22 protein-coding genes are annotated in these 23270 nt (G+C 40.4%); 11 read left to right on the forward strand and 11 right to left on the reverse strand.

Annotated features, from left to right (window positions below; all coding sequences use genetic code 11):
• Nucleotides 1-80: 80 nt before the first annotated feature.
• Entirely contained in the window at nucleotides 81-1766 is a 1686-nt protein-coding gene (locus IIB39_01330; GenBank protein ID MCH8927341.1) for an amidohydrolase, read from the reverse strand.
• Nucleotides 1759-2628 carry a DMT family transporter gene (locus tag IIB39_01335; GenBank protein MCH8927342.1) on the reverse strand — a complete coding sequence of 290 codons (870 nt, stop codon included), beginning with the start codon at nucleotides 2626-2628 and terminating at the stop codon, nucleotides 1759-1761. Before IIB39_01335 ends, IIB39_01330 begins: the two co-directional genes overlap by 8 nt.
• A 169-nt stretch (nucleotides 2629-2797) precedes the next feature.
• Here IIB39_01335 and IIB39_01340 point away from each other — a divergent pair, with 169 nt between their 5' ends.
• The 8 genes from IIB39_01340 (at nucleotide 2798) to IIB39_01375 (ending at nucleotide 10356) form a co-directional block, all read left to right on the forward strand.
• Nucleotides 2798-3148, forward strand: a complete 351-nt coding sequence (locus tag IIB39_01340) for a heavy metal-binding domain-containing protein (GenBank protein ID MCH8927343.1) — start codon at nucleotides 2798-2800, stop codon at nucleotides 3146-3148.
• Nucleotides 3149-3237: 89 nt separating this feature from the next.
• Complete coding sequence (locus IIB39_01345) at nucleotides 3238-3909, forward strand: TIGR00153 family protein (GenBank protein MCH8927344.1); 672 nt, start codon at nucleotides 3238-3240, stop codon at nucleotides 3907-3909.
• 22 nt (nucleotides 3910-3931) lie between these two features.
• Complete coding sequence (locus tag IIB39_01350) at nucleotides 3932-5386, forward strand: inorganic phosphate transporter (protein MCH8927345.1); 1455 nt, start codon at nucleotides 3932-3934, stop codon at nucleotides 5384-5386.
• Between the two features lie 130 nt (nucleotides 5387-5516).
• A complete protein-coding gene (locus tag IIB39_01355; GenBank protein ID MCH8927346.1) occupies nucleotides 5517-6950 on the forward strand; it encodes a proline--tRNA ligase in 1434 nt (477 codons plus the stop codon).
• Nucleotides 6951-6974: 24 nt separating this feature from the next.
• On the forward strand, nucleotides 6975-7988 hold the full coding sequence (locus IIB39_01360) for a CPBP family intramembrane metalloprotease (protein MCH8927347.1): 1014 nt from the start codon (nucleotides 6975-6977) through the stop codon (nucleotides 7986-7988).
• Nucleotides 7988-8662, forward strand: a complete 675-nt coding sequence (recO, locus tag IIB39_01365; GenBank protein ID MCH8927348.1) for a DNA repair protein RecO — start codon at nucleotides 7988-7990, stop codon at nucleotides 8660-8662. The genes IIB39_01360 and recO overlap by 1 nt, the downstream gene beginning before the upstream one ends.
• An 89-nt stretch (nucleotides 8663-8751) precedes the next feature.
• A complete protein-coding gene (locus tag IIB39_01370) occupies nucleotides 8752-9576 on the forward strand; it encodes a rhomboid family intramembrane serine protease (protein ID MCH8927349.1) in 825 nt (274 codons plus the stop codon).
• A gap of 24 nt (nucleotides 9577-9600) precedes the next feature.
• The gene (locus IIB39_01375; protein ID MCH8927350.1) at nucleotides 9601-10356 is read left to right on the forward strand and encodes a glucose 1-dehydrogenase; all 756 of its coding nucleotides are present in this window, start codon (nucleotides 9601-9603) and stop codon (nucleotides 10354-10356) included.
• On the opposite strand, the gene IIB39_01380 is transcribed toward IIB39_01375, so the two are convergent.
• Genes IIB39_01380 through IIB39_01420 form a run of 9 tightly spaced genes read right to left on the reverse strand, consistent with a single transcriptional unit; the run spans nucleotide 10339 to nucleotide 19882 of the window.
• On the reverse strand, nucleotides 10339-11931 hold the full coding sequence (locus tag IIB39_01380; protein ID MCH8927351.1) for a GGDEF domain-containing protein: 1593 nt from the start codon (nucleotides 11929-11931) through the stop codon (nucleotides 10339-10341). The genes IIB39_01375 and IIB39_01380 overlap by 18 nt on opposite strands.
• 5 nt (nucleotides 11932-11936) lie before the next feature.
• Complete coding sequence (locus IIB39_01385) at nucleotides 11937-12878, reverse strand: glycosyltransferase (protein MCH8927352.1); 942 nt, start codon at nucleotides 12876-12878, stop codon at nucleotides 11937-11939.
• On the reverse strand, nucleotides 12865-13527 hold the full coding sequence (locus IIB39_01390) for a hypothetical protein (protein MCH8927353.1): 663 nt from the start codon (nucleotides 13525-13527) through the stop codon (nucleotides 12865-12867). The genes IIB39_01385 and IIB39_01390 overlap by 14 nt, the downstream gene beginning before the upstream one ends.
• Entirely contained in the window at nucleotides 13514-14158 is a 645-nt protein-coding gene (locus IIB39_01395; protein ID MCH8927354.1) for a WbqC family protein, read from the reverse strand. The genes IIB39_01390 and IIB39_01395 overlap by 14 nt, the downstream gene beginning before the upstream one ends.
• Nucleotides 14159-14211: 53 nt before the next feature.
• On the reverse strand, nucleotides 14212-14721 hold the full coding sequence (locus IIB39_01400) for a GNAT family N-acetyltransferase (protein MCH8927355.1): 510 nt from the start codon (nucleotides 14719-14721) through the stop codon (nucleotides 14212-14214).
• Nucleotides 14718-15800, reverse strand: a complete 1083-nt coding sequence (locus IIB39_01405; GenBank protein ID MCH8927356.1) for a hypothetical protein — start codon at nucleotides 15798-15800, stop codon at nucleotides 14718-14720. The genes IIB39_01400 and IIB39_01405 overlap by 4 nt, the downstream gene beginning before the upstream one ends.
• Nucleotides 15797-17302 carry an oligosaccharide flippase family protein gene (locus IIB39_01410; protein ID MCH8927357.1) on the reverse strand — a complete coding sequence of 502 codons (1506 nt, stop codon included), beginning with the start codon at nucleotides 17300-17302 and terminating at the stop codon, nucleotides 15797-15799. The genes IIB39_01405 and IIB39_01410 overlap by 4 nt, the downstream gene beginning before the upstream one ends.
• Nucleotides 17286-18899 carry a glycosyltransferase family 39 protein gene (locus IIB39_01415; GenBank protein ID MCH8927358.1) on the reverse strand — a complete coding sequence of 538 codons (1614 nt, stop codon included), beginning with the start codon at nucleotides 18897-18899 and terminating at the stop codon, nucleotides 17286-17288. The genes IIB39_01410 and IIB39_01415 overlap by 17 nt, the downstream gene beginning before the upstream one ends.
• 17 nt (nucleotides 18900-18916) lie before the next feature.
• Nucleotides 18917-19882 (reverse strand): GNAT family N-acetyltransferase, encoded by a 966-nt coding sequence (locus IIB39_01420; GenBank protein ID MCH8927359.1) that lies wholly within the window; start codon nucleotides 19880-19882, stop codon nucleotides 18917-18919.
• A 140-nt stretch (nucleotides 19883-20022) separates the two neighbouring features.
• Between IIB39_01420 and IIB39_01425 the strand changes: the two genes are divergently transcribed.
• From IIB39_01425 to IIB39_01435, 3 genes are all read left to right on the forward strand, one after another.
• On the forward strand, nucleotides 20023-20526 hold the full coding sequence (locus IIB39_01425; GenBank protein ID MCH8927360.1) for a ferritin: 504 nt from the start codon (nucleotides 20023-20025) through the stop codon (nucleotides 20524-20526).
• Between the two features lie 77 nt (nucleotides 20527-20603).
• A complete protein-coding gene (locus tag IIB39_01430) occupies nucleotides 20604-21419 on the forward strand; it encodes a carbon-nitrogen hydrolase family protein (GenBank protein ID MCH8927361.1) in 816 nt (271 codons plus the stop codon).
• Nucleotides 21416-23263 carry a M28 family peptidase gene (locus IIB39_01435; GenBank protein ID MCH8927362.1) on the forward strand — a complete coding sequence of 616 codons (1848 nt, stop codon included), beginning with the start codon at nucleotides 21416-21418 and terminating at the stop codon, nucleotides 23261-23263. Before IIB39_01430 ends, IIB39_01435 begins: the two co-directional genes overlap by 4 nt.
• Nucleotides 23264-23270 lie beyond the last annotated feature (7 nt).

Here is a 23270-nt window from a genome sequence, read left to right on the forward strand (position 1 = left end):
GTCTCAGGAAAGGGAGAATATAATATAAATTATCCGTCTGTCAAGAGTCAGTATATATAAGTATAAGAAAATATCACTGATTATTTATCAGCTAATAGGATATTTCCGTTTTTCAAAAGATTGTCATACCATATTTCACCACCGATTACGGTCATCAATATATTCGTTTTTAACAAGTCCAAAGGTTCATTTTTGAATATATCTTTTGAAAGAACTGTAAAGTCTGCGAGTTTACCGACTTCAAGCGTTCCCTTCAAATCCTCTTCAAATGAAGCGAAAGCGGCCCAGGAAGAGAACATCCTTACTGCTTCCTCAATGGTCATTCGCTCCTCAGGATACCATCCGTTCTCAGGAAAACCTTTATGGTCCTGACGGGTAACAGCTGCATATATTCCCCAAAGAGGGTTTAGAGACTCAACGGGAGAATCGGATCCACCCGGAATAACGACCCCCGAATCAATTAGTTTTCTCCAGGCATAAGCGCCCTTAATTCGTTCGCTGCCGAGCCGGTCTTCCGCCCAATACATATCCGCAGATTGATGTGTAGGCTGCATAGATGGTATTACTCCGAGTTTTTTAAATCTTGGGATGTCCGCTAAAGAGAGCGTTTGTGAATGCTCAATTCGATGCCGTGTATCGTTTCCATTCGACAATTCTTCGTAAATATCGAGAGTTAATCTGTTTCCCCGATCACCGATAGCGTGAGTGCTGACCTGAAAACCGAGCTTTGCCGCTCTCTTGATTTTTGAACGCAGCTCATCTTCAGGAGTTAACAGCCACCCGGAATTGTCCGGGTCATCTGAATATGGCTCAAGCAACGCAGCCCCTCTGGAACCGAGAGCGCCGTCAGCATAAAATTTCATTGTTCGAATATTCAAGTGATTGTTATACAGGCCGATTTGAGGGCCTGATTTGAAATATTTTTCTTTTAAGTTTTCCTCATCATCAAGCATCACATAGACCCTTGGAACAAGCCTACCTTTCTCAGCGAGCTCTTTATAAATATCCACATTATCTGAGCTGGACCCCGCATCGTGCAAAGTTGTGATGCCTAATTTGAGAGCATAAGATAAAGCATGGACTATTCTTCTCTTTTTCAAATCCTTTGAAGGAGGCGGTTTCACTTCATTCACGAGAAGCATAGCGTTATCTATAAGCACGCCGGAAGGTTCATTTGTACCGGATAGCCTGATAATTCGACCTCCTTCGGGGTCAGGAGTTTCAGCGGATATTCCGGCAATCTCAAGAGTCTTGTTATTGACCCATATTGCGTGACCATCCACTCGACCAAGAACAACAGGGTTATTGGGAGCCGCTTCGCTTAGCATTTGAGATGTGGGAAAATTCTTTACTTCCCAATCGTTTTGATCCCAACCGCGTCCTTCGATCCAATCTCCGGGAGCTATAGAAGAAGCGGCAGACCGGATTTTGTCAGATATTTCCTGAGCGCTTGTTGTACCCACAAGATTTAACAGTTGGAGAAATTTGCCCGTACCTTCAATATGCATATGCGCGTCAGTGAGACCGGGGACAACGGTGTTCCCCATTAAATCAATTATCTCGGTTTTATCGTTTGAATGATTAAATAAATCTTCTTTATTTCCTATATAGATTATTATTCCATCTTTGACAGCCATAGAATTTGCTGTTTCATTTTGAGAATTCATGGTGTAGATAACGGCATTGATAAATATTTTATCGGCGTCGTTACGAGCGCACCCAAAAGCGATTGAGCAGAAAAGAGCTAAAGAAAGAATTTTAATCATTATGATCTCCGTTATTACTTGAAGTAAGATATATTCCTATCAGAAGAATCAGACCTCCGATTATTTCACCTTTGACGGGAATTTCTGAAAGGAAGAAAATTCCAAGCAACGTAGCTCCGATCGGTTCTCCTAACATAAACACAGATACTGATGTTGCAGAACGCCGCTTGAGCGCCCAATTAAAGGATGTGTGCCCTATAAGTTGTGGAATAATTCCTATCATTATCAGAAGAATATACATTCGGTTTGAATATCCGGTCAACGGTTGACTGAAAATAAACGTCAAAAGCAGAACGGCAGAAGCAGCTATAATGTAAACACTTCCCGAGTAAGCGATTGCGCTTTTATTCCGCCGGATAACCCTACCGATAGTAAGATACACTGCCGCCATAAATCCACCCGCGACGGCAAGAAGGTTACCTACAAAAGATGATTCGCCTGAATCAATTCCGAAAAATCCTATCACAGCTGCGCCGCTTATAGCAAACAGGATGCCGATAAGCTGCTTTTGCGTTAGTGTCTCCTTAAGAAAAAAACGGGAAATCATAGCGGCCCAAATCGGTAACGTATAAACAAGAGCAACCGAACTCGCTATGGTAGTCAGCTTAAGGGATTCAATCCAAAAGACGAAATGAAGCGCTAACGCTAATCCTGAAATTAGTATTAATTTGTTTTCCTTGGAGGCATTGAATGAAAATAGTGACTCGCCCTTTTTAAAAGTGGCTCCGGCAAGAAACACACCCGCGACAGTCAACCTGTAAGCCGCAATGACGATAGACGGAATCTCGTCAGTCCATCTGATAAGAATCGAAGAAGATGAGATAGCTAGAAGCCCAATTCCTATAATAATATACGTGCGCAAAGTATTCCTGATTTTAATGACATAACATTTCCGAAGGTATAAAACAGTCCTTAATCGTTGCAAGCTCTTTGGAGAGACCTTCGTAAGCGGGGATAATTTATTTTACTTAACATTTAGCGGTCACATATATATATTTTGCTAATTAATGTATTAGACAGAGGAGCGAATAATGATACTACTTACTACTCCTTCCATAGAAGGGAAAAAAATAGTGAAGTATATAGGGCTTGTGACGGGTACTGCAATATTAGGCGCGAATATATTCAAAGATTTTATGGCGAGTATTCGTGATATCGTAGGAGGACGTTCCGCGGCATACGAAGAAGAACTTAATAAAGCAAAAGATATAGCGTTAACGGAAATGAAACGGCAGGCAAAGGACTTAGGCGCTAACGCTATAATAGCTGTTGACTTGGATTACGAAACCATAGGCGCAGGCGGAACCAATATGCTAATGGTGAGTACAAGCGGTACGGCAGTTGTCTATAAAGATAAGCCGATGCGCAGAAAAGTGACTTGAAGATTCAAAAATTGATTAATTATTGACTTAAGGTTTTATTTAAGTTATTGTTTAATCTGATTAAATTAGTATAATATTTCGAGAAACTTATGAGAGGTCTTCCCGCATTATTCAGTAAATCTCCATTTGTGCCTCTTCAGGAGCACGGTGAGAGAGTAATGGATACGGTCAAGCATCTGCGTCCACTGTTCGAGGCGCTAAATGAAGGAGACGATGCAAAATTCAAAGAGCTTTGTGCTTTTATTGATGAGGCAGAACACCAGGCAGACATCGTAAAAAATAATTTTCGTGGCGAAACTCCTAAATGGCTTTTCTTGCCGGTGAACAGGAGAGATTTGCTGGAGTTGTTATCAACACAAGATTCGGTAGCCGATAAAGTTCAGGATGTTGCGGCTATTCTGGTAATGCGACCGTTGGAAATTCTTCCCGAGATGGAAGATGGATTGTTTGAGTTAATTGATAGGGTCATTGACACTTGCAATAAATCCTCAGAAATAATAAATAGACTCGACGAGCTTTTGGAAGCGTCGTTCGGGGGGCAGGAAGCTAAAAGAGTTCTGGCAATGATAACCGAACTTGGTGAATTGGAACACGATAGCGACGAGGCAGGGAAGAAATTCGCTAAAATTTTATTTGGACTCGAAAAAAAGATAGATCCTGTATCCATAATTATGTGGTCAAGAGTGCTCACTCATGTGGGGGACGTTGCAAATCATGCTGAAAATATCGGCGATCATCTAAGATTATTATTCTCCCGGTGAGTATAACAAAATATAGGTTCTGATGGGTCCGGAAACCATTCTCCTCTATTTAGCTTTAGCGTTTGGATTTTATATGGCGTGGAATATCGGCGCCAATGATGTGGGAAATTCAATGGGTACCTCTGTCGGTTCGAGAGCGCTCACTCTCAGACAGGCGGTTATTATCGCTGCGATAGCAAATTTTGCCGGTGCGGTTCTCGTAGGTGGAAATGTAACAGATACTGTCCGCAAGGGAATCACAGACCCTCTTATTTACGCCGATAATCCTGAAACGCTTCTATATGGAATGCTGGCTGCCCTATTAGCAGCCGGATTGTGGTTGCAGATAGCAACACATTTCGGATGGCCTGTAAGCACCACACATTCCATTGTAGGTGCGGTCGTTGGATTCGGAGTTATCGCCGGCGGGGTAGATTCTATTGATTGGATAAAAGTTTTAACAATCGCATCATCCTGGGTAATCTCACCGTTATTAAGCGGTATTGTAGCGTTTCTCATATTCACATTCATCAGAAAATATATCCTTAATGCAGCAGATGTGATGCTTGCTACCAGGAGAATTGTTCCGCTCATTTTCGGGTTTGTAATATTTATTATGTCGCTCGTGCTTCTTTTCAAGGGGCTTAAGCATTTGCATCTGCTTCTAACAACAGAAGAATCTGTCATGCTGTCGTTGGTACTCGGATTCATCGCATGGGCTACGAGCGGGTCGCTTCTTCATGGCGTAGATATAAACAGATATAAGAGAAAATTTGTTTTAACTCAGCGAATGGCAAAAGACGATAATCTAATGTTGGCAAAAAGCCTTAGGAAAAATCTGACATTTCGCGATAAAAATTTAAATTTCGCATCCGGTACTATTCACCAAAGAATGGACGGTATTTACGATGAAATGGAAATGCTGGCAACTGACATTGAGGAGAACGCTTACACTGAGGCTAAGAATTTCGGCGGCGTGGATTACCATTTCGTCGAACGGATATTCGGTTACCTTCAGGTATTGAGCGCAGTATTTGTTGCATTCGCTCACGGAGCGAACGATGTAGCAAACGCTATCGGACCATTGGCGGCGGCAGTATCAATAATACAGACTAAGACGGTGCTTGTTCAAGTGGGAGTCCCTATCTGGCTGCTGCTGTTAGGCGGCATCGGAATCGCATTAGGAATTGCTACCTTAGGATGGAAAGTAATGGAAACGATAGGGAAAAAGATAACGGAAATTACTCCATCCAGAGGATTCGCCGCTGAGATCAGCGCCGCCACCGTTATTGCTGTGGCATCAAAACTCGGTATCCCGATATCAACAACTCATACGCTGGTGGGGGCAGTATTCGGCGTAGGTCTTGCAAGAGGATTAGCATCTTTGAATTTAAGTGTTGTCAGGAATATTATAATCAGCTGGTTTGTTACGGTACCGGCAGGAGCAGTTTTCGCGGTTATCATCTACTACATTCTGAAAGCGATCTTCGGAACATAAGCAACATCCCGAGTTGAATCCCATCCTACTTTCATTTGTAATAATCTCCTAAAATAAGTAAACTTATACCCTGTCCATATATAGTGGACTTATTATTTGTAATTTAAATTAATAAAACTTGGGAGAGACGATGACCAAGGGGATAACCAGCAAAGAGCAGGATTATTCTGCGTGGTACAATGATATAGTATTAAAAGCCGAAATGGCGGATTATGCTCCCGTAAAAGGGTGTATGGTAATAAGACCGCACGGTTATGCCATCTGGGAGAAAATTCAGAAAGGTCTCGACGATATGTTTAAGGAGACGGGGCATGAGAATGCCTATTTCCCGCTTCTGATTCCCGAAAGCTATATAAAAAAAGAAGCTGAACACGTGAAAGGATTTTCGCCCGAATTAGCGGTTGTGACTCACGCGGGAGGAAAGGAATTAGAAGAGCCACTTGTCATTCGTCCGACTTCGGAAACAATTATCTGGTCAATGTATAAAAATTGGATTCAATCTTATAGAGACCTTCCATTACTGATTAATCAATGGGCAAATGTTATAAGGTGGGAAATGCGGACGCGGCTTTTTTTGCGGACAACTGAATTTTTATGGCAGGAAGGTCACACAGCGCACGCTACAGCAAAAGAAGCGGAGGAAGAGACGTTGAGGATGCTTGAAGTGTACAGAACGTTTGCCGAAGAATTTATGGCGATGCCCGTTCTAACCGGTAAAAAAACCGATGCTCAAAAATTCGCCGGCGCTGTGGATACTTATTCAATAGAAGCGATGATGGGAGATAAAAAAGCTCTGCAGGCAGGAACAAGTCATTATCTCGGACAAAACTTTGCCAAAGCGTTTGAAGTGAAATTTCAAAACGAGGATAACGTAGAAGAATTCGTATACGCTACAAGCTGGGGAGTTAGCACACGCCTGATTGGCGCACTGGTTATGACTCACAGCGACAACAAAGGATTAGTGCTGCCTCCGAAACTTTCACCGTTCGAAACAATAATTATACCAATTATGAAAACTCCGGAAGAAGAATCGGCAGTTCGTCCGTTTGTTGATAAGTTGACGGATATGCTGAAATCAAACGGAGTAACGTATAAAGTTGATGACAGATCAAACGTATCGCCCGGTTGGAAATTCAACGAATGGGAATTGAAAGGTATTCCGCTGCGTATTGAAGTGGGTCCTCGAGATGTGAAAGAAAATAGTATCGTCGTAGTTCGAAGGGACGATTCCGTGAAAGAATCTCTTCCTCTTGAGGGATTTGGAGAGAAATCGAAAAAAATATTAGGCGATATTCAAACGGGGTTATTCAATAAGGCAAAGGCTTTTAGGGAAGAAAATACAAATAAAATAGATTCGTATGATGATTTAAAGGAATATTTTGCATCAAATAGGGGGTTTGCTTTGTCTTATTGGTGTGGCTCATCCGAGTGTGAGGGTGAAGTCCAACAAGAGACTAAGGCGACGATAAGGGTAATACCGTTTGACCAACCGGGTGAGAAGGGGAAGTGTATAAAATGCGGAAAAGAATCGGATACCGAAGTTGTCTTTGCCAAAGCCTATTAAGGTAATAATTATAAGGGAAACGTTATGAATGAAAATTTGGAAACTACTCCGGAAGAGCATTCAGAAGAAAGCAGCGCTTCGTCCTCAAATGAACCAGGCATTTTAAGGAAGATATTTAAAAATCCGTTCGGACATATCAGAGCCGGATGGAGAATGGTAGTCTATCTGATTATTTTAATCTCAATTACTTTTCCTCCTATGTACGTATTCAATAATCTGAAATCACACATACCGGGTGGAAAAGGAATGCACTCACCGGGGTTGATTGTGCTTTATATTGTGCTTGTAAGCACTTTTACATTCGCGGCATATCTTACTCTTAAACGGATTGATAAAAGACCATTTCGATTACTCGGGCTTTGGTTCTCGCCAGGGTGGTTTAAGGAATATTATATCGGACTGGGTTTCGGGTTCGGTACGATAACAATTACATTTCTTATATTATGGCTAACGAAGCTTGTGGATGTGTCTATGGGAACATGGGATTTAGGGTTACTGTTATTCTTAATAAAATTATTTATTCTCTTTGCGTTTGCAGGAGCGTTAGAAGAATTGATGCTGCGTGGATATTTCTTTCAAGCTTTCATAGAGGGATCAAATAAATTTATTGCTATGTTAATACTGAGCATGATTTTTTCGGCAATTCATATGTTTAATCCGAACTGGTCGGCAGGTGGAGCTATAAATATCTTTTTGGCAGGATTTATGCTTAGTATCGCCTATATAAAAACCCGTTCGCTCTGGCTGCCGATAGGATTGCATATGGGATGGAATTGGACACAAGGACCGTTATGGGGGATGAATGTCAGCGGAACAACGATGGAGAAAAGTATTCTTGTCTCGCCTCCGCAGGGACCGGAACTATTAAGCGGTGGAGAGTTCGGAGCCGAAGGAAGCCTGATCGCTACATTGATCATTATTTTAATATCCTGGTATATGTGGCGCGCAGAATGGATTAAACCCTCTGAAGCAAACAGCGAATTATGGAAGAAATATCCCGCGAGTTATGGAGTTTCTCCCGAAGAATCTGAGATCTAATGCCGATATTAAAATCCGAGGGAGTTGTTCTCCGAAGGATAAAATATGGCGAAACAAGTCTGATAGCGACGCTGTATACAAAAAGCTCCGGAAAGATATCGCTTATTGCCAAGGGAGCGCGCAAACCTAAAAGCAAATTTGTCGGATCACTTGAACCCGCTACTCACTCATCAGTGATTTATTATCATAAAGAGTCCCGTGAAGTTCAGGTGCTGTCCGAAATCGAGATTATTAACGCTAATATATATATTAGTGAAAATCTCAGAAAATCTGCTGTGGCGTTGGCAATCGTAGGTCTTGTGGATAGCGTTATGTCGGGAACGGAATCCAATGAAGAGTTGTTTGAGCTTTTGACCGGGACTCTATCGGCACTGAATGACACTGAGTATGACGTTGCCTTGCTATGGTATTTTGAGATTAATCTTCTACGTCTGCTCGGGTTTGGAATTGATATACATAATCCGGAAGGGCTGAGCAGTGGAGAAAAGCTGAAAGGCGAACCATTAGCAATGTTTGAAAAGATTGAAAAAGCAAATCTTCCTGATATAGGAATTAATGGTTTTACCAGAGGAACATTCAAAAAGCTCAATCGGTTTTTCAGCAGATACCTTGAGTATCATATAGAGGGAGCCAATAAAACCAAGGCGTTAAAATTTGTGGACAGTCTGATTTAATATTCCCTTGGTTATTGCGGATTATCAGAATATTGCTATCTTTCAGTTAGAGCTGGCTGGATAAGTAAATGAGACGAATGGTTTAAGAAATGGATTATAATTATCAGGAAAGGGTAACGTACTTCGGCAGAGGAGTCTCTTCTGCCATCAAAATTCTTATTGTAGCGAATGTAGCGGTATTCCTTCTCGAGAATATGCTCGGAATTGAGCCGCTGCTTAACCGATATCTCGGACTTGTTCCGAGTTCTGTAATAAACGATTATTATGTTTGGCAACTTTTCACATATATGTTCCTTCACGGCGGACTCTGGCATCTTGTAATAAATATGGTAGTGCTGTGGATGTTCGGCAGCGAGATAGAGAGATACTGGGGCAGGAAAGAATTTCTCGGATATTTCTTTATTACAGGAGTCGGCTCAGCGATTCTCACTACGGTATTTTCCTATAACAGTTCTGTTCCAATCGTAGGCGCATCCGGAGCGATCTACGGTGTTCTCCTTGCGTATGGAATGATGTTTCCAAACAGAACAATACTTTTATATTTTCTGATACCGGTTAAAGTTAAGTATTTTGTCCTGTTTATTGGAGGTGTGGCATTTATCAGCAGTATAACTGACAAGACCGGCTCTATAAGTCATCTGACACATCTGACAGGAATGCTGATCGGATATATTTATATGAAATCGAATGTAAGGATTTCAAACTTAAGTAAGTCTTTCGGCAAACTGAAAATAAAAAGAGAGGTGAAAAAAGCCGATCGCGTTCGCAGGAGCTATGAGAATGTAAGACAGGAAATTGATTCAATACTCGACAGAATCAACGAAGTGGGTTATGAAAATCTTACAGACGATGAAAAGCAGAAACTTGAAGAAGCCAGTCGGGTCATCTCCAAAGATAAAAATAACAGTAATTAAATTTTCCACTATTAAAGGATAAGATTGATTGACCTAACTGATAAAGTTATTATAATCACTGGTGGGTCGCGCGGAATAGGCGCCGCTACCGCTGTTGCCGCCGCCGGTCAGGGTGCAAAAGTATTAGTTAATTTCAACAGTGATGAAAATTCAGCCCAATCTGTAGCAAGTAAGATAAAAGAATCTGGTGGAAGCGTCTTTATTTATAAAGCAGACGTATCAGATATGACTTCGGTACAGGATATGGTAAACAGCGCATTAGAAAAGTGGGGTAAGATAGATGTGCTGGTTAACAATGCCGCTATCTGGAAACAAGCGGCGATCGACAATATGTCGGATATGGATGTTGAGACAACTATGACCGTTAACTTTAACGGAACGCTCAATTGCATAAGAGCGATAGTTCCTACTATGAAGAAGCAAAAGAGCGGGAGCATAATAAATATATCTTCAACGGCAGCTCAAAGAGGAGAGGCGTTTCATTCGCACTATGCCGCGAGCAAGGGAGCCGTCGCATCATTAACAAAATCACTTGCATCAGAACTTGGACCCGACGGCATAAGGGTAAATGTAGTTTGTCCCGGATGGACATATACCGATATGACGACAGAGGTGTTTAAGGGCGGCAGCGATAAGATTATTTCCGAAACTATTCCGCTCAGAAGAATCGGGACACCTGAAGATTGTGCCTCAGCTATCGTATTTCTTGCATCGGACGACTCTTCTTATATTACGGGAATTTCTTTAAATGTAAACGGTGGGTCAGTTCTCACCGGCTAAAGTAACTCTGTTCCTACCGGACTCTTTTGATTTGTAAAGAGCCTCATCAGCGCTTTTAACAAAATCTTCACAACTGTTTAATTCTTTCTTTTGTTCAGCAACTCCTACACTAACCGTAAGATTTCCTCCCGGCTGAGCTTCTTGATTATCGAATTGTGCATTTTCAATTGTTCTTCTTATCTTTTCTGCAACAAGTTTAGCGCTTATAAGAGGTGTTTCAGGCAATAAAACAGCAAATTCTTCGCCCCCATAACGAGTGACATAATCGGTTTTACGAACGGTCTTTGAAAACAACTGAGCCACACTTACTAAAACAACATCGCCTGCGGGATGTCCGTTAGTATCGTTATAATTTTTAAAATTATCTATATCTATCATTAAGAGGCTGAGAGGATTTTGATACCTTCTTGACCGTTCCATTTCCTGCGTTAACTGGTTCATAAAAAAGCGATGATTATATATTTTAGTCAATCCGTCAGTAACCGCTTCTTTGTGTGCCTTTTGCTGAGAAATGAGTTGCTTAAAACCGATTGAAACCGCTGCAGCGATTTCATCATAATATTGATTTTTTAAGGAGTCGAAACCCTTTGTTTCGGGGAACAGCAAGATAAGCGAACCTCTTAATCGATCCGGTCCATAAAGCGGATATAGAATCCCGTTGGTTACTTCTTTAGAGGATAGGTTTTCAGGCTCAAGAAATGGAGAATTATCGTCGCTTAAGTTGAAGAGTAACGGTTTACCCTCAATGAGCGAATCGAAATAATTTCGAGTGGGGAAGTCCAATTCTGCCAGCTCTTCTCCTATCATAAGTTCAAAACCTTCCCAGAAAAGCACAGGTCTCATTTCTTCGGTTTCTAAATCTTCTGCGTGAATAAAGCCGACAGTGGCTTCAGTCAGTTCAATAAGTTTTTTCCCCACTTCTCTAAGAAATTCAGATTCTACAAATTTACCTGAAATGCTGTTTAGAAATTTCAAAAGAGAGGAAAGTTCAAATACTCTTCTTTCGGAGACAACGCGGGAACTATCTAGCTTCGATATCACGTCAAAAACAATTTTTTCGCTTACCGGAACAGCATTCTCAGGGTTGTATACCTGCAAATCCGATTGTCTGATATTTAATTGAGCCGAAATTTTATTCCATAACAAGTCTAAAACTTTTGGGGATTGAGTTATCGTCGTTCTGGTACTTGGATTCAAAGTTTGAATGTCATTTTCAGAAATAACAGATACTATGGCGTAGTTTGTCTCCGGACTTGAAATGAAAAGAAACGAATAATTTTTAAGATCATCGGATTGAGATGAACTTATATGTTTTATCTTTGGATTATCAAGTACTTCCAATTTTCCGTTTACTAAGAGTGTGGCGTTAAATTGAGTAAGCGATATAATTGAAATAATATCATTTACTTTTGGGTCAAATTCAAAATTCTTGTAAAATATGTAGCCGTCTTTCTCACTGCTGGATACATCTTCCAATACAGATTTATATAAATCGGAAACGGTGTTTTTCGATAAAGTTATTTCAAGAATTTGACCTCGAATTTCATCGGTTAAGCCAATATCGAGATCAATCATTCTGGTTATGTCCCACTAATTTCTGGTCGGGAAAGATACCCTTTAATAACGCTGTAGCTTAAGAGATATTTAATTATTTTGAACGCCAACGGTCGGGGAGCAATATTATAGGTTTTCTTCATCATCCCGAAAAATATCGGGTTAAAAATAGTAAGCATCAACGTTTTTTTAACGAAAAAGTTTTCAAAAGTATTAATTTTGAATTCATCGGCGAGGATAGGATGCTTTTTGACAAGATATGGAACAACGTATGTTCCGAAGTTTTCTAATAGACTGCACGTGTTTTCAAGCGACCGCTGTTGGTGGTGAATAGCTTTTGCAGAGGGATTATAACGTAATTTTAAAGTCTCATCCTTTTCTATACGCAAGATCAGATCAAGTTCTTCCCCTCCCCATTTACTAATTTTTTCATCAAATCCCCCAACACCATTTATCATTTCTTTTCGAAGCGATGCGTTTCCGAATAGAAAATATTTATGGCTCAACTGCCGCTCTGCCCCGAATCGTTTAGCGCCGCGTCGGGGGTCGTTTAAATATCTTGTAAAAATAGAACTCATATTAATATCGTGAGTTACCTGTCCGACGGAGCCGTCCCAGTTTCCATTTTCCATCGGCACAGTATGGTTTTCTACCCATTCCGGTTCAACTTCCATATCACTATCGAGGAAAAGAAGAATATCGCTTTTGGCGATTCCGATAGCGCGGTTTCTAGCTGCCCCGATGCCGAGGTTGGTTTTCTGTACCAAAAGCTGGAAATTGTTTTCGGTCTTATAAGATTCTAAAAACTCGCGTGTTCCGTCTGATGATTTATCGTCAACGACTATTATTTCATAGTCGGAAGATGCCATACTCTGATTCCGGAGAGAATGGAGGAGGGGTTCAATAGTTTCAATGGAATTGAACGTCGGAATTATAATGCTTGCTCTAATCAAGTCAGTAATTTTCAACCGAAGTTTTATTAAACCACCAAAACCCGTGTGTCAAAATATATAGATTTTCCTCTTTGCCTATATGCTGACACATACATCCCTCCCGCCAGTGCGCCGAGCTGTCGGATATATATTTATAATTTTCCATAAACCTATCTTCATAAGCCTCGTACTCAATTCCGTCAGGAAGAGGCTTTTTTTCATCCTTATCTAAAAACCGGGAAGGCTCATGGTAACTCATTCCGGTTATGGATGTGCCTAATACAGACTCGAGGAGAGATTTTGATTTTACGAATATCTCCTCCTCTCGGGAGCTGAGTCCGGGATGACAATGGAGCTCATAATGAAATCCAATTTCGTGACCCATTTCTAATATTTCAGTGAGTGAAGTGTAAGAATCATAAGCCAATACGTTATAATTATTTGCGTGTAATCGTATAAAATATGTCGATTGAATACCGAGCTCCCCTTCTATCTGAGCCAGCGAACACATTGCGGGAATGGAAAGGTCCTCATCGTGTCTCATTAAAATAGTTTTCCCGCTTTGGTCACCGGAGGCTGCATCCTTCATTCTCTTGAACGTGTATCCCTCTTCGAGTGCGAACTCCATACATGCTTTATAGTGTGAGTGAGTGAACCCGCAGTTGTCGAAATCAGTTTGATTCAATGTTTTGTTCTCCCATAATTCGAGGTAGGCTTTCATTGCCGCAGTTAAAAATTAGATCTATAACGCTCAGATTTTGAATAAAATCTCCGAATCTTTGAGGATATTTTACCGGAAGGTAATTTTGATATTCTAAAGCTATTTTCTTATCCTTAAAAAGTTCTTCGTTCAGATATTGCTTACCGCCGCTGCCTGATAGATACGAATCAGCATTGAGTTCTTCACAATAAAAAAGTAAGAGTTCCGTTCCCTTAAGATTAATCTCAGGCAGTTCAGATGCCAAAATCATCCGTGTTTCAATGCCAAGCATATTCTTAATCTTAGTAATGAGTAAAATGTTTAACTCAATGAGAGACTCTGAATTTTCATCATACGTATCATACAGCAACGATTTAAATTCCTCAAAATGGGGCGTTTTAGAATAGTTATATGTTACAGTTTTCTTATGAAGTTTTTTCCAATCAACATTTTTAGAAATCTTCACGTCCCGGGAAAGAGTATTAATTTTGGGCGTACTGACGGGAACCGTCAGCCACTGTTCTCCATCGGCAGTTTTTATTTTGCACCTGTTGTCGTATTCAGATTTTACAAATTGAACGGTATCGAGTAAAAGAAAAACGTCTGCTGAAGCCATTTTATGAAAATATCCCGGCCATGGTAAAAAATTCGGTTGGTGAATCGCTAATTTCAATTTTTACTGTTTTCGATTTCAGTTAGAATAGATTCGGGTGTCCCCCGGAGAAGGAAATAAGTTACGCCTTCTTCATCGTTTCGTTCTTCACCGTAAACTGTGAATCCGAGCTTTAAATGAAAATTCATTGACATTTCATTTCCCTCTTCGACTTTTACAGTAACAAAAGTTTCACCCAATGTTTTCGCCATAGTTGCGCTGTTAAACATCATTGCTCTTCCGATCCCGGATCTTCTATGTGATTTATCAACTGAAGTCATATGGTGGTGACGGGAGTCTCCCTTTTTTGATACAAGTTGCACACCAATTATTTTCTCGTTATCCATAGCCAGAAGGCTGTATTCCCATTTCATAGGTCTGTCTGCTGTTATTTCTTCTCTGGACCATTTTCTTCCGGGTATCATATCCAGGAGCTCTTTTATCCGGTTGTAATTTTCTGACATAATATCCTTTGTCAATCTGATGTTTACGATTTCAGGCTTGTGTTTCGAACTATTCCCGGTCAAAATTGTATTCCGATACCCTTATAATAGTCATATAGTTTGCTCACAACGTTGGAAACATCATGATATTTCACGACCCATTTTCTGCCTTCAATCATTTTATCTTTTAATTTTTCACGCTCCGAAATCAGTCTGTTCAATTCGGATTTGAGGTTATCGGCAGAAACGTTTACGAAAGGATGATCCGGAATAAAATTAACATATTCCTCGTTCATCTTGGTGAAACAGACAGCGCCCATTGAAAGAGCCTCAACGCTGTTCATGCCATATCCCCAACCAATATCAGTGATTTGATCGATATAAATATCGCTTCTGGATTTTGCTTCCAAGACCTCCGAATGCGGTTTGTCTTCAATAAAGATAAATTTAATTTTTCCTTCGTTTTCCAATTCGGTACATATCCTGAGAATATCATCAGAGCCTTTTGCCTTACGATTCCGGGTAGCATGAGAAACAGTAATTAAATCATTAGGTTCTGTTCGTGGAATGAAATCGGAAGTAGCAAATGGTAAAAAAAGATAATGAATCTCAGGATGCATTTGCATAAGATCGAGCTCACTTGTCAGATTCAGATCGCTCAAAGCATCAATAGAAGGGATAACTCCGCGGTTTCGCATATCCTGACCATGATATGTGCATACGATATGCTTTCCCTCGTTTTTCCTTTCAGCGATGAATCTGCCGTCTCTGTAAAATTCCATACCCCATTCGAGGTGATAAACGTCATAACCGGATAATTCATATTTTATAATCGCTTTCTTGATATAAAAATTCCAAATAAACTCTCTCATAGTAAAAAATAACGATTCGGCCATGTTCTTCGGATGCCAGACAGGCGGGAATCCGGTTTTGATAGTCTTACTTCCAAGTTCACCGTGAGTGCGATAGACAAAATTCCGAAGATTATCATATATTTTTCCTGTGGAAACAAGAGGAAGATTAAGACAAATATCTTCTTCATATCCGCTTGCCGACGGATAAAGAGTAACGAATCTGCAATCGTTACCCCGTTTTTCATGTTCTTTTTTCCAGAGAGAAAGAGCGCCCACAGTGTGCTCAGGAGAAATGTAAAGTATCTTCAACTCTGATTTGTCCTGCCAATCAGTTTCAAACTTAAACTCTTCATCTCATTCCATTCGGATTTCAGGAAGAATTTGAATATAAAGAGAAGAACGGGATATGCTAAAAGGATAGCAAATTTGATTTCGATAGTTGCTTCCGAAAAGTATATCTTGAAAGTAGAAAAAACAATGGCTGTGGATACAAGAATCTTCAGGAGTCTGCTATATTCATATTTGATGTGATAGAATTTTTGTACGGTAAAGTATTGAATAATAGTCATCACTCCATAGCCGATAGCTGTCGATATTGCGGCTCCATAAATTCCCAATATAGGTATCAGGATGATGTTCGCCATAAAATTTGTTAAGAGCCCCGCTCCGGTAAATATTGGAGTATATTTTGTTTTTTTCTCAATATGAATTCCCGCAGCGAAAATAACGTATGACCCGGAGATCAAGTAAGAAAATAGAATCCATGGGATTATGAATGTACCTTCCCAATACTTTTCCGCAATTAGATGGAATCCGCCGATGTTGACTCTTACAATGTTATCTATAAAGATTGATATGAAAAGGAATATTCCGCATGAGAATAATAAAAAGTATGAAAAAACTCTGGCGAAAGTGCGTTTGGCATCGGGGGAATTACTTAAAGATAAAAAGAACGGATGCCACGCAAGCCTGAAAGCGTTGACTATTATTGACATCGCAGCTCCGAGCTTGTAATTGGCGGAGTATAAGGCAACCTTTTCTGCATTTATAAATCGTTCGAGCAGAAGCCGATCGCTGAGGTCTATCAATACCACAAAGAGATAGTTGGCAACGTACGGTATTCCGTACTTAACAAATTCTTTATATTTAGCAATTGAAAAATGGAATGTTAAGTTTTTCAATACGAGTGGAATCGTAACTACAAAAGCGCCTATTCCGGCGATTAATGCGGAGTATAAAACTCCGTTTATGCCAAGTCCCCGCTGAACAATAAAATAATAGCTTAATCCGAGATTAAGAGTCACATTCAGAAAAACCACACCAATATATCCGAGTGATTTATTCTGTGCCTGAAGAAGCATTTGGGGGAAATGGAAAAGAGCGTCCATAAGGAGTATGAATCCTGCGATAAACAGCATCGGTTGGTAAATTGTATCACGAAGAAGTATTTCAGCAATAGATGCTGATGAAGTAACTGTTATTAACGTGAGGAGAAGGGTTACTCCGGCAATTCCATAGTAGCAAATGCTGAATATTCTCTTTCGCTCCTGAGCGTCCGTTTCCGGTACATACCACCTCAAAAATGAAACGTTGAGACCGTAAGTTGTGAATACGGTAGCGATGCCTATGAATGATAGCACCAAGATCAATATCCCGTAATCGTGCTGTGAGAGATATGCCGTATGTATCGGTAATAGGATAAATGATGTGAGCCTGCTTAGAACACCCACTCCGTAAATGATGGAATGTTTGGAAAGTTCTTTTATGTTTTTATTTAATGATTGAGAGGGAGCGTTATCGGAGACTGTCAATACTCACCTTATAAATTTTAAATAAATGTTCGTTTTTGTAGAATGCATCGGGATGGTTGGTATGTGTAGTCAACTTCCACAAAAGAAAATTTCTTTTAGTCTCAAATGTCTTCACAAGTTCTGTATTATAATCAGCTAAAATATGGTTTATTCCTTTGATATTAGCAGCCGGATACATCATGAGCAAATTTTCTTCCCTCTGCCAATATTCATTCATAATAAGATAAGTATCCGGATGCTTGAATAATATGCTATCTACATTATCAAAGACCGAATACGTTTTTCTATCCGAATAATATTCACCTACCCAGATGTCCTGTCCGATCGCTTCCCAAATATTGAAGTGTCCATAATAAGGCGATTGAGTCAGAACGGCGCTCTCCGGAGCGGTATTCTCTTTCACCCAGCTGAATGAACTACTCATTGCTGAGAGATGCTTTTTATTTGATGAAGCGAGCCTGAATGTTTGAGCTGCAAAAGGCAGTAGAATAGTCAATAGAACGGATATGAGTAAGATTCTTTTTTTGTATGATCCAAATTTTGATAAGAACGGTAATTCCCTAATTCTTTTAATGATTTCTTCGCCGCCGACTGCAATCAGGAGAATTAGCGGAGCGGACACAATGAAAAAATATCGCGGAACTACTAAATAGAATATCATTGGCAGAATGCCTAACAGCGTCCAAATCGTCAATAAGGATAGAATTTTCGGACGGTTTCTAATTACGAAATATCCGGTAACCAAAAGCGGTATTCCAATGGGAGCATATATATCAAAGGAAAAAAACAGGCGATAAATTATACGAATAGGATTTAGAATAATTTTAAACGTTTCGGTATCGAACCCGGAAGAAGTCGCAGCGGCGTATTGAATGGGAAATATGTTTCCATACCCAGCGTAGTTAATCTGAAATTGGACAATTGCGAAAGGAATCATCGCACCGAAGAAAATAATAATCGGAGTGAGGAAGTTTCGGGATTGTTTAAGAAAATTTGGCAGTTCTCTTTTACGCTTTTCCCAAAGTACGTATAAAAAGGGAAGTAAGATAAACGTGGCGGATTGATAACGCGTTATCACGGCCATAGAGAAAAACAGTCCGGAAAGAATAATTAATTTTGAAGAATAATGTTCTCTTAATATGATGAAAAAATAAATTCCTGACAGAGTAAAAAACAGTGCGTGGGTGTCCGATGCCACATTTACCGAGCTAAAGAAAAACGTTTCAGAAAATCCGAGCAGCAGCGCCGCGGTCAGTCCGGTTCTTCTCGAGAATAGTTCTGCTCCGATGAGATAGAGCATAATCATACCCAACGTGGAAAAGATAATACTTGAAGCTATTGCTGCGTTAACTCCGCTGAAGAGCAAGAAAAACGGAATGATTGTTAATGAGTATCCAACCGGCCAGATGACAGGTATCCCCATAGCGTAGTAGCCGTTTCCCGAAAATAGATTTTGAGCGCCGAGAAAATAATTTACCGGATCGCCGTCAAAAAGATATGGTGTGGCGAACAGCAACCTGAAAATTATCGAAGCGACGAGCAATAGCAACAGATACGGAAAGTGTTGTTTTAAAGTAAGATTATTATTTTCGTTCATTCAGAAAAGTTTACCATTTATAATTCAATCTTGAATGTGTCACGGAAAAGACCGCTGGCTCCAAAACTTTCCTTGAACCGACCAAGTCCCCAATTAGGATCCATATCTACCGTGAACGTTCCGAAATCCAAAAATTTAAATTTCTTTTGGATGGCTCTCTTTATGATATCGTGAAAGAGAAGGTTTACAGCTCTGAATTGTTGATATTTTTCGTCGTGACAAATATAAAAAGCGATAATTGCTTTCGGATTACATTCAATCAGTATCACTCCGGCGATCATTTTCCCTTCGGCGAATGCCGCAAGCAGTTCAATCCGATCCGGGAAAAGATTTTTTAATTTAACTAACTCGTCTATCGTATGAGTTGGAGTTACGCCGTGACGTATGGAAAGGTTGGATTCGAGCAGCTTATAAAATGTGGAATAATCGTCCGATTCCTGTATTTCCACACCGAGCTTTTGCGCACGGCGGAAAGCTGTTCTTGCCTCTGCTCTGAAATTTTTCAAGTTTGCCGCAAAAGATGGCTTCAGAGAAAGGACGCTGGAAAGTTCTCTTTTGGAGTGTGAAAAACCGTTTTTAATCAGAGCGAAATCAAGGTTGTTTGATAGCCTGGTCAGATAAATGATTGGCGGCAGAGTTAGAACTATTTCGTTGAAATTATTTTCCTGAGAGTAATTTTTTAGGGCTTCCACGAGATCAAAAGTCTCTTTCAATCCGGCAGATTCTTCTAACACGAATCCGCCGAATGAAGCTCCCCGATGAGAATGAAGAGTTGTTTTTGAACCGTTCCGTACAATACAGGCGGGAAAGGCGGCTACGAGTTTACCGTTCTTATGAAACAGCAGCGAATGGTCCTCGAACCTGTTTTTTGGATGATACCCCAAAAATCGGCGTAGATGAAATATGGTGCCGTTGTTTGCGGAAGTGACAAACTTATCCCACTTTACGCTATCCTTTTCACCGTAAACGGAACACTCAATCATCTTATTAACCAATTATTTTTTATATTCAATAAGGACCCGACAAATAAGTCGCCTATAGTAATTTAACATCAAGTTTCATAAATTAGTATAACGATTTACCAAAAATATGATGAATTTAAAATATAAGGAGCGCAGATAAAATGTTAAGTAAAACGCTTGAAGATGCTCTGAATGAGCAGGTAAACAAAGAATATTACTCAGCTTTTCTTTATCTATCAATGGCTTCACATTTTGAAACTATCAATATGCTCGGTATGGCGAGCTGGATGAGAATGCAATATGAAGAAGAAATTATGCATGCTATGAAGATATTCGATATGATCATTGATATGGAGGGTAGGGCAGTATTGAAAAAAATTGACGGCCCGCCCACTGAATTTGATTCGGTGATAAGCGTGTTTGAACAAACGTTGGAACATGAGCGGAATGTCACAAAAATGATTAACGGAATTTATGCACTTGCTCAAAAAGAGAACAATTATGCGGTGCAATCAGCTCTTCAGTGGTTCATTGACGAGCAGGTGGAAGAAGAAAAATCGGTTCTCGAGATAGTCAATCAATTGAAGATGATAGGTGATGAAACTACTCCTCTGCTTATGTTAGACAGCAAATTGGGCAGCAGGACGGATTCTCCTGAAGCTTGAAAATTGCGAATTATCTTTTACCGAAAACTTTATTTACTTTCACATTTAATCGGTAAATGAGAAGATAGGGAAAGAGGATGAAAGTCGCCGCTATTCAAATGAACTCCAAGGATGATGTTTCGGCAAACCTCCAAAGTGCGCTTTCACTCACAGCCGAAGCTGCGCAAAATAGCGCTGAGTTTGTAGCGTTTCCTGAAAATATGCTTTATATCGGATCCGATAAATTCTTCGATTTTGAGGCCGATGGAGAGGAGATAACAGCGCTGGGCAACGCCGCCAAGACTCATAATCTGTATCTACTTGCCGGTTCAATTCCCGAGCGGATAGAAGACGATGAAAGGCATTACAACACAAGTTTGCTTTTTTCTCCTGACGGAAGTGAATTAGTGCGTTACAGAAAGATTCATCTGTTTGATGCAGACCTGCCCGATGTAGATCATAAGCGGCTCGAATCGAAACGGGTGAAAGCCGGCGATATGGCAGTAACTACCGATATTCCTTTCGGTAAAATCGGGCTTGCTATCTGTTTTGATTTACGTTTCCCGGAGCTGTTCAGAACTCTTGCTTTCGAAGGCGTGGATGCAATATTTTTACCATCAAATTTTACTCATTATACAGGGAAAGATCACTGGTTGCCTCTAATAAAAGCGCGCGCAATTGAAAATCAAACTTATATAGTTGCGCCGGCACAAATTGGAGAAAAATCTCAAGGAGAGGTAAGTCACGGGAAAACTGTCATCGTCGATCCATGGGGGATGGAGATGGCAATAGCAGATGATTTAGATGAAACGATAATCTACGCAGAACTTGATATGGAAATATTAACTTCTCTTCGCCAAAGGATTCCTGTACTGAAGAGCGCCACTCACTGGCAATCAACTTTTAAGGTTTGAGAAAAATTCTGAAGAAATTTCTAATTCTTTTATCGGGTCTTGCGCTCATAACGTGTAAGGGCGCTATTGAATCTGCGAAGGAGGGCAGTAATTACCCGATAATCAATACGTCCCCGGAAATAACGGAAGAAGACGTTTTAAGGCAAATAAAATATCTCGCATCGGATGAGTTGGGAGGCAGGCGTTCAGGAACTCCAAACGGCGTTAAAGCAGCGGAATATGTAGCCTCAGAATTCAGAAGGATCGGGCTTACTCCAATCGATAAAAACAGTGACTACTTACAACCATTTGTTTTTTCCGCTGAAGCTAAACAGGGGAAAAATAACTCGTTTTCGGCGATCATAGACGGAAAACAGATAGAGTTCAAACATGAGGATGATTTCAGACCATTACCTCTTTCATCAAACGATGAAACAAAGGGGGAACTGGTTTTCGCCGGTTACGGAATTTCGCTTAAAGATTCAAGTTATGATGATTATGCGGGTATTGACGCAACCGACAAAATTGTCATAGTTCTTAGATATTCCCACGACTTTGGAGACATAGCCTCAAAATACAAAGGTTATGTAAGTCTGTCATATAAAATGAAAAATGCTCGTAAGCATGGAGCTGCCGGCATAATCTTGATTACTCCCTTGAAAGAGAATGAAATAGATGAATTAATAAAATTCAATTATTTAAGATATTCTGATATTGGATTTAAGGTAATAACCATGAAGAGAACGGCGGTTAACAGACTCATTGCGCCTCTCAATAAGACCATCACTGAATTAGGGAATGAATTGGACGAATCAGGCGTGCCGATGTCGCAAAACATTCCCGGAGTAACTGTCACCATAGAATCGGACATTGTGCCTATTCCAAAAAACAGCTTCAACGTTATGGCTTTTTTAGAGGGAAGTGACCCTGAATTAAAAGATGACTACATTATTATAGGCGCTCATTATGATCATCTCGGTATCGGCGGTCAGGGTTCTCTTGCGCCGGATGAATATGGAACGGTGCACAACGGCGCGGATGACAACGCTTCAGGGACAGCCGGGATGTTGGAATTGGCAGAGTATTTTTCGGCGAACAGAAAAAAACTCCGCCATTCAATTTTATTCCAGGCATACGGCGCAGAAGAATCGGGATTACTTGGTTCAAATCATTATGTTAATAATCCGTTAATGCCTCTTGAAAATGCAATCGCAATGTTGAATTTGGATATGATAGGCAGGGATACAGATACATCAGTCGTAATCAACGGGATATCAGCTTTTCCATTCTGGGAAGCGATTTTGGAGAAGGCGAATTTGAGCGTGGGCTTAAAGATCGATCGAACCAAACTTTCAGGAGGAAGATCGGACCACTTCTCGTTTAGAAATAAGGGTGTTCCCAGTACATTTTTTTTCACCGGAACGCATAGCGACTATCATCGACCCTCAGATGACTGGGAGAAAATAAACTTAAAAGGTGAAGTACGCATTATTAATCTGGTAAGAAACCTGGTTTGGGGTCTTGATGAGCTCGATGAATTTGAAGAGACATCCGAACAGATTATGGACGAGAGTCCTTATATTCAGCCGAATCAGATGTCCTTTAGGGTCATCCTTGGAATCTTACCCGACTATGGTTATTCAGGTGATGGGTTAAAAATCAGCAGTGTCAAAGAAGACGGCGCTGCTTCGAAAGCGGGGATGAAAGACGGCGATATAATAGTTCATATGAGTGATAAAGATGTTTCTAATATTGAAGATTATATGAGTATTTTGCAGCAGCTTGAGCCGGGCGAAGAAGTGGCATTATCAGTTAAACGGGGAGCCCAAATCATTGAGCTTAATGCCACAGTTCAAAGTCCATAAAAGAGAG

It is taken from the genome of Candidatus Neomarinimicrobiota bacterium (genome assembly GCA_022573815.1).
GTDB lineage: Bacteria > Fidelibacterota > SORT01 > SORT01 > SORT01 > JACZTG01.

Excerpts from the sequence above, each read along its gene's own strand:
- IIB39_01330 (MCH8927341.1), bottom strand. The coding sequence starts at position 1,766 with ATGATTAAAATTCTTTCTTTAGCTCTTTTCTGCTCAATCGCTTTTGGG.
- IIB39_01340 (MCH8927343.1), top strand. The coding sequence starts at position 2,798 with ATGATACTACTTACTACTCCTTCCATAGAAGGGAAAAAAATAGTGAAG.
- IIB39_01345 (MCH8927344.1), top strand. The coding sequence starts at position 3,238 with ATGAGAGGTCTTCCCGCATTATTCAGTAAATCTCCATTTGTGCCTCTT.
- IIB39_01350 (MCH8927345.1), top strand. The coding sequence starts at position 3,932 with ATGGGTCCGGAAACCATTCTCCTCTATTTAGCTTTAGCGTTTGGATTT.
- IIB39_01355 (MCH8927346.1), top strand. The coding sequence starts at position 5,517 with ATGACCAAGGGGATAACCAGCAAAGAGCAGGATTATTCTGCGTGGTAC.
- IIB39_01360 (MCH8927347.1), top strand. The coding sequence starts at position 6,975 with ATGAATGAAAATTTGGAAACTACTCCGGAAGAGCATTCAGAAGAAAGC.
- recO (MCH8927348.1), top strand. The coding sequence starts at position 7,988 with ATGCCGATATTAAAATCCGAGGGAGTTGTTCTCCGAAGGATAAAATAT.
- IIB39_01370 (MCH8927349.1), top strand. The coding sequence starts at position 8,752 with ATGGATTATAATTATCAGGAAAGGGTAACGTACTTCGGCAGAGGAGTC.
- IIB39_01380 (MCH8927351.1), bottom strand. The coding sequence starts at position 11,931 with ATGATTGATCTCGATATTGGCTTAACCGATGAAATTCGAGGTCAAATT.
- IIB39_01395 (MCH8927354.1), bottom strand. The coding sequence starts at position 14,158 with ATGGCTTCAGCAGACGTTTTTCTTTTACTCGATACCGTTCAATTTGTA.
- IIB39_01415 (MCH8927358.1), bottom strand. The coding sequence starts at position 18,899 with ATGAACGAAAATAATAATCTTACTTTAAAACAACACTTTCCGTATCTG.
- IIB39_01420 (MCH8927359.1), bottom strand. The coding sequence starts at position 19,882 with ATGATTGAGTGTTCCGTTTACGGTGAAAAGGATAGCGTAAAGTGGGAT.
- IIB39_01425 (MCH8927360.1), top strand. The coding sequence starts at position 20,023 with ATGTTAAGTAAAACGCTTGAAGATGCTCTGAATGAGCAGGTAAACAAA.
- IIB39_01430 (MCH8927361.1), top strand. The coding sequence starts at position 20,604 with ATGAAAGTCGCCGCTATTCAAATGAACTCCAAGGATGATGTTTCGGCA.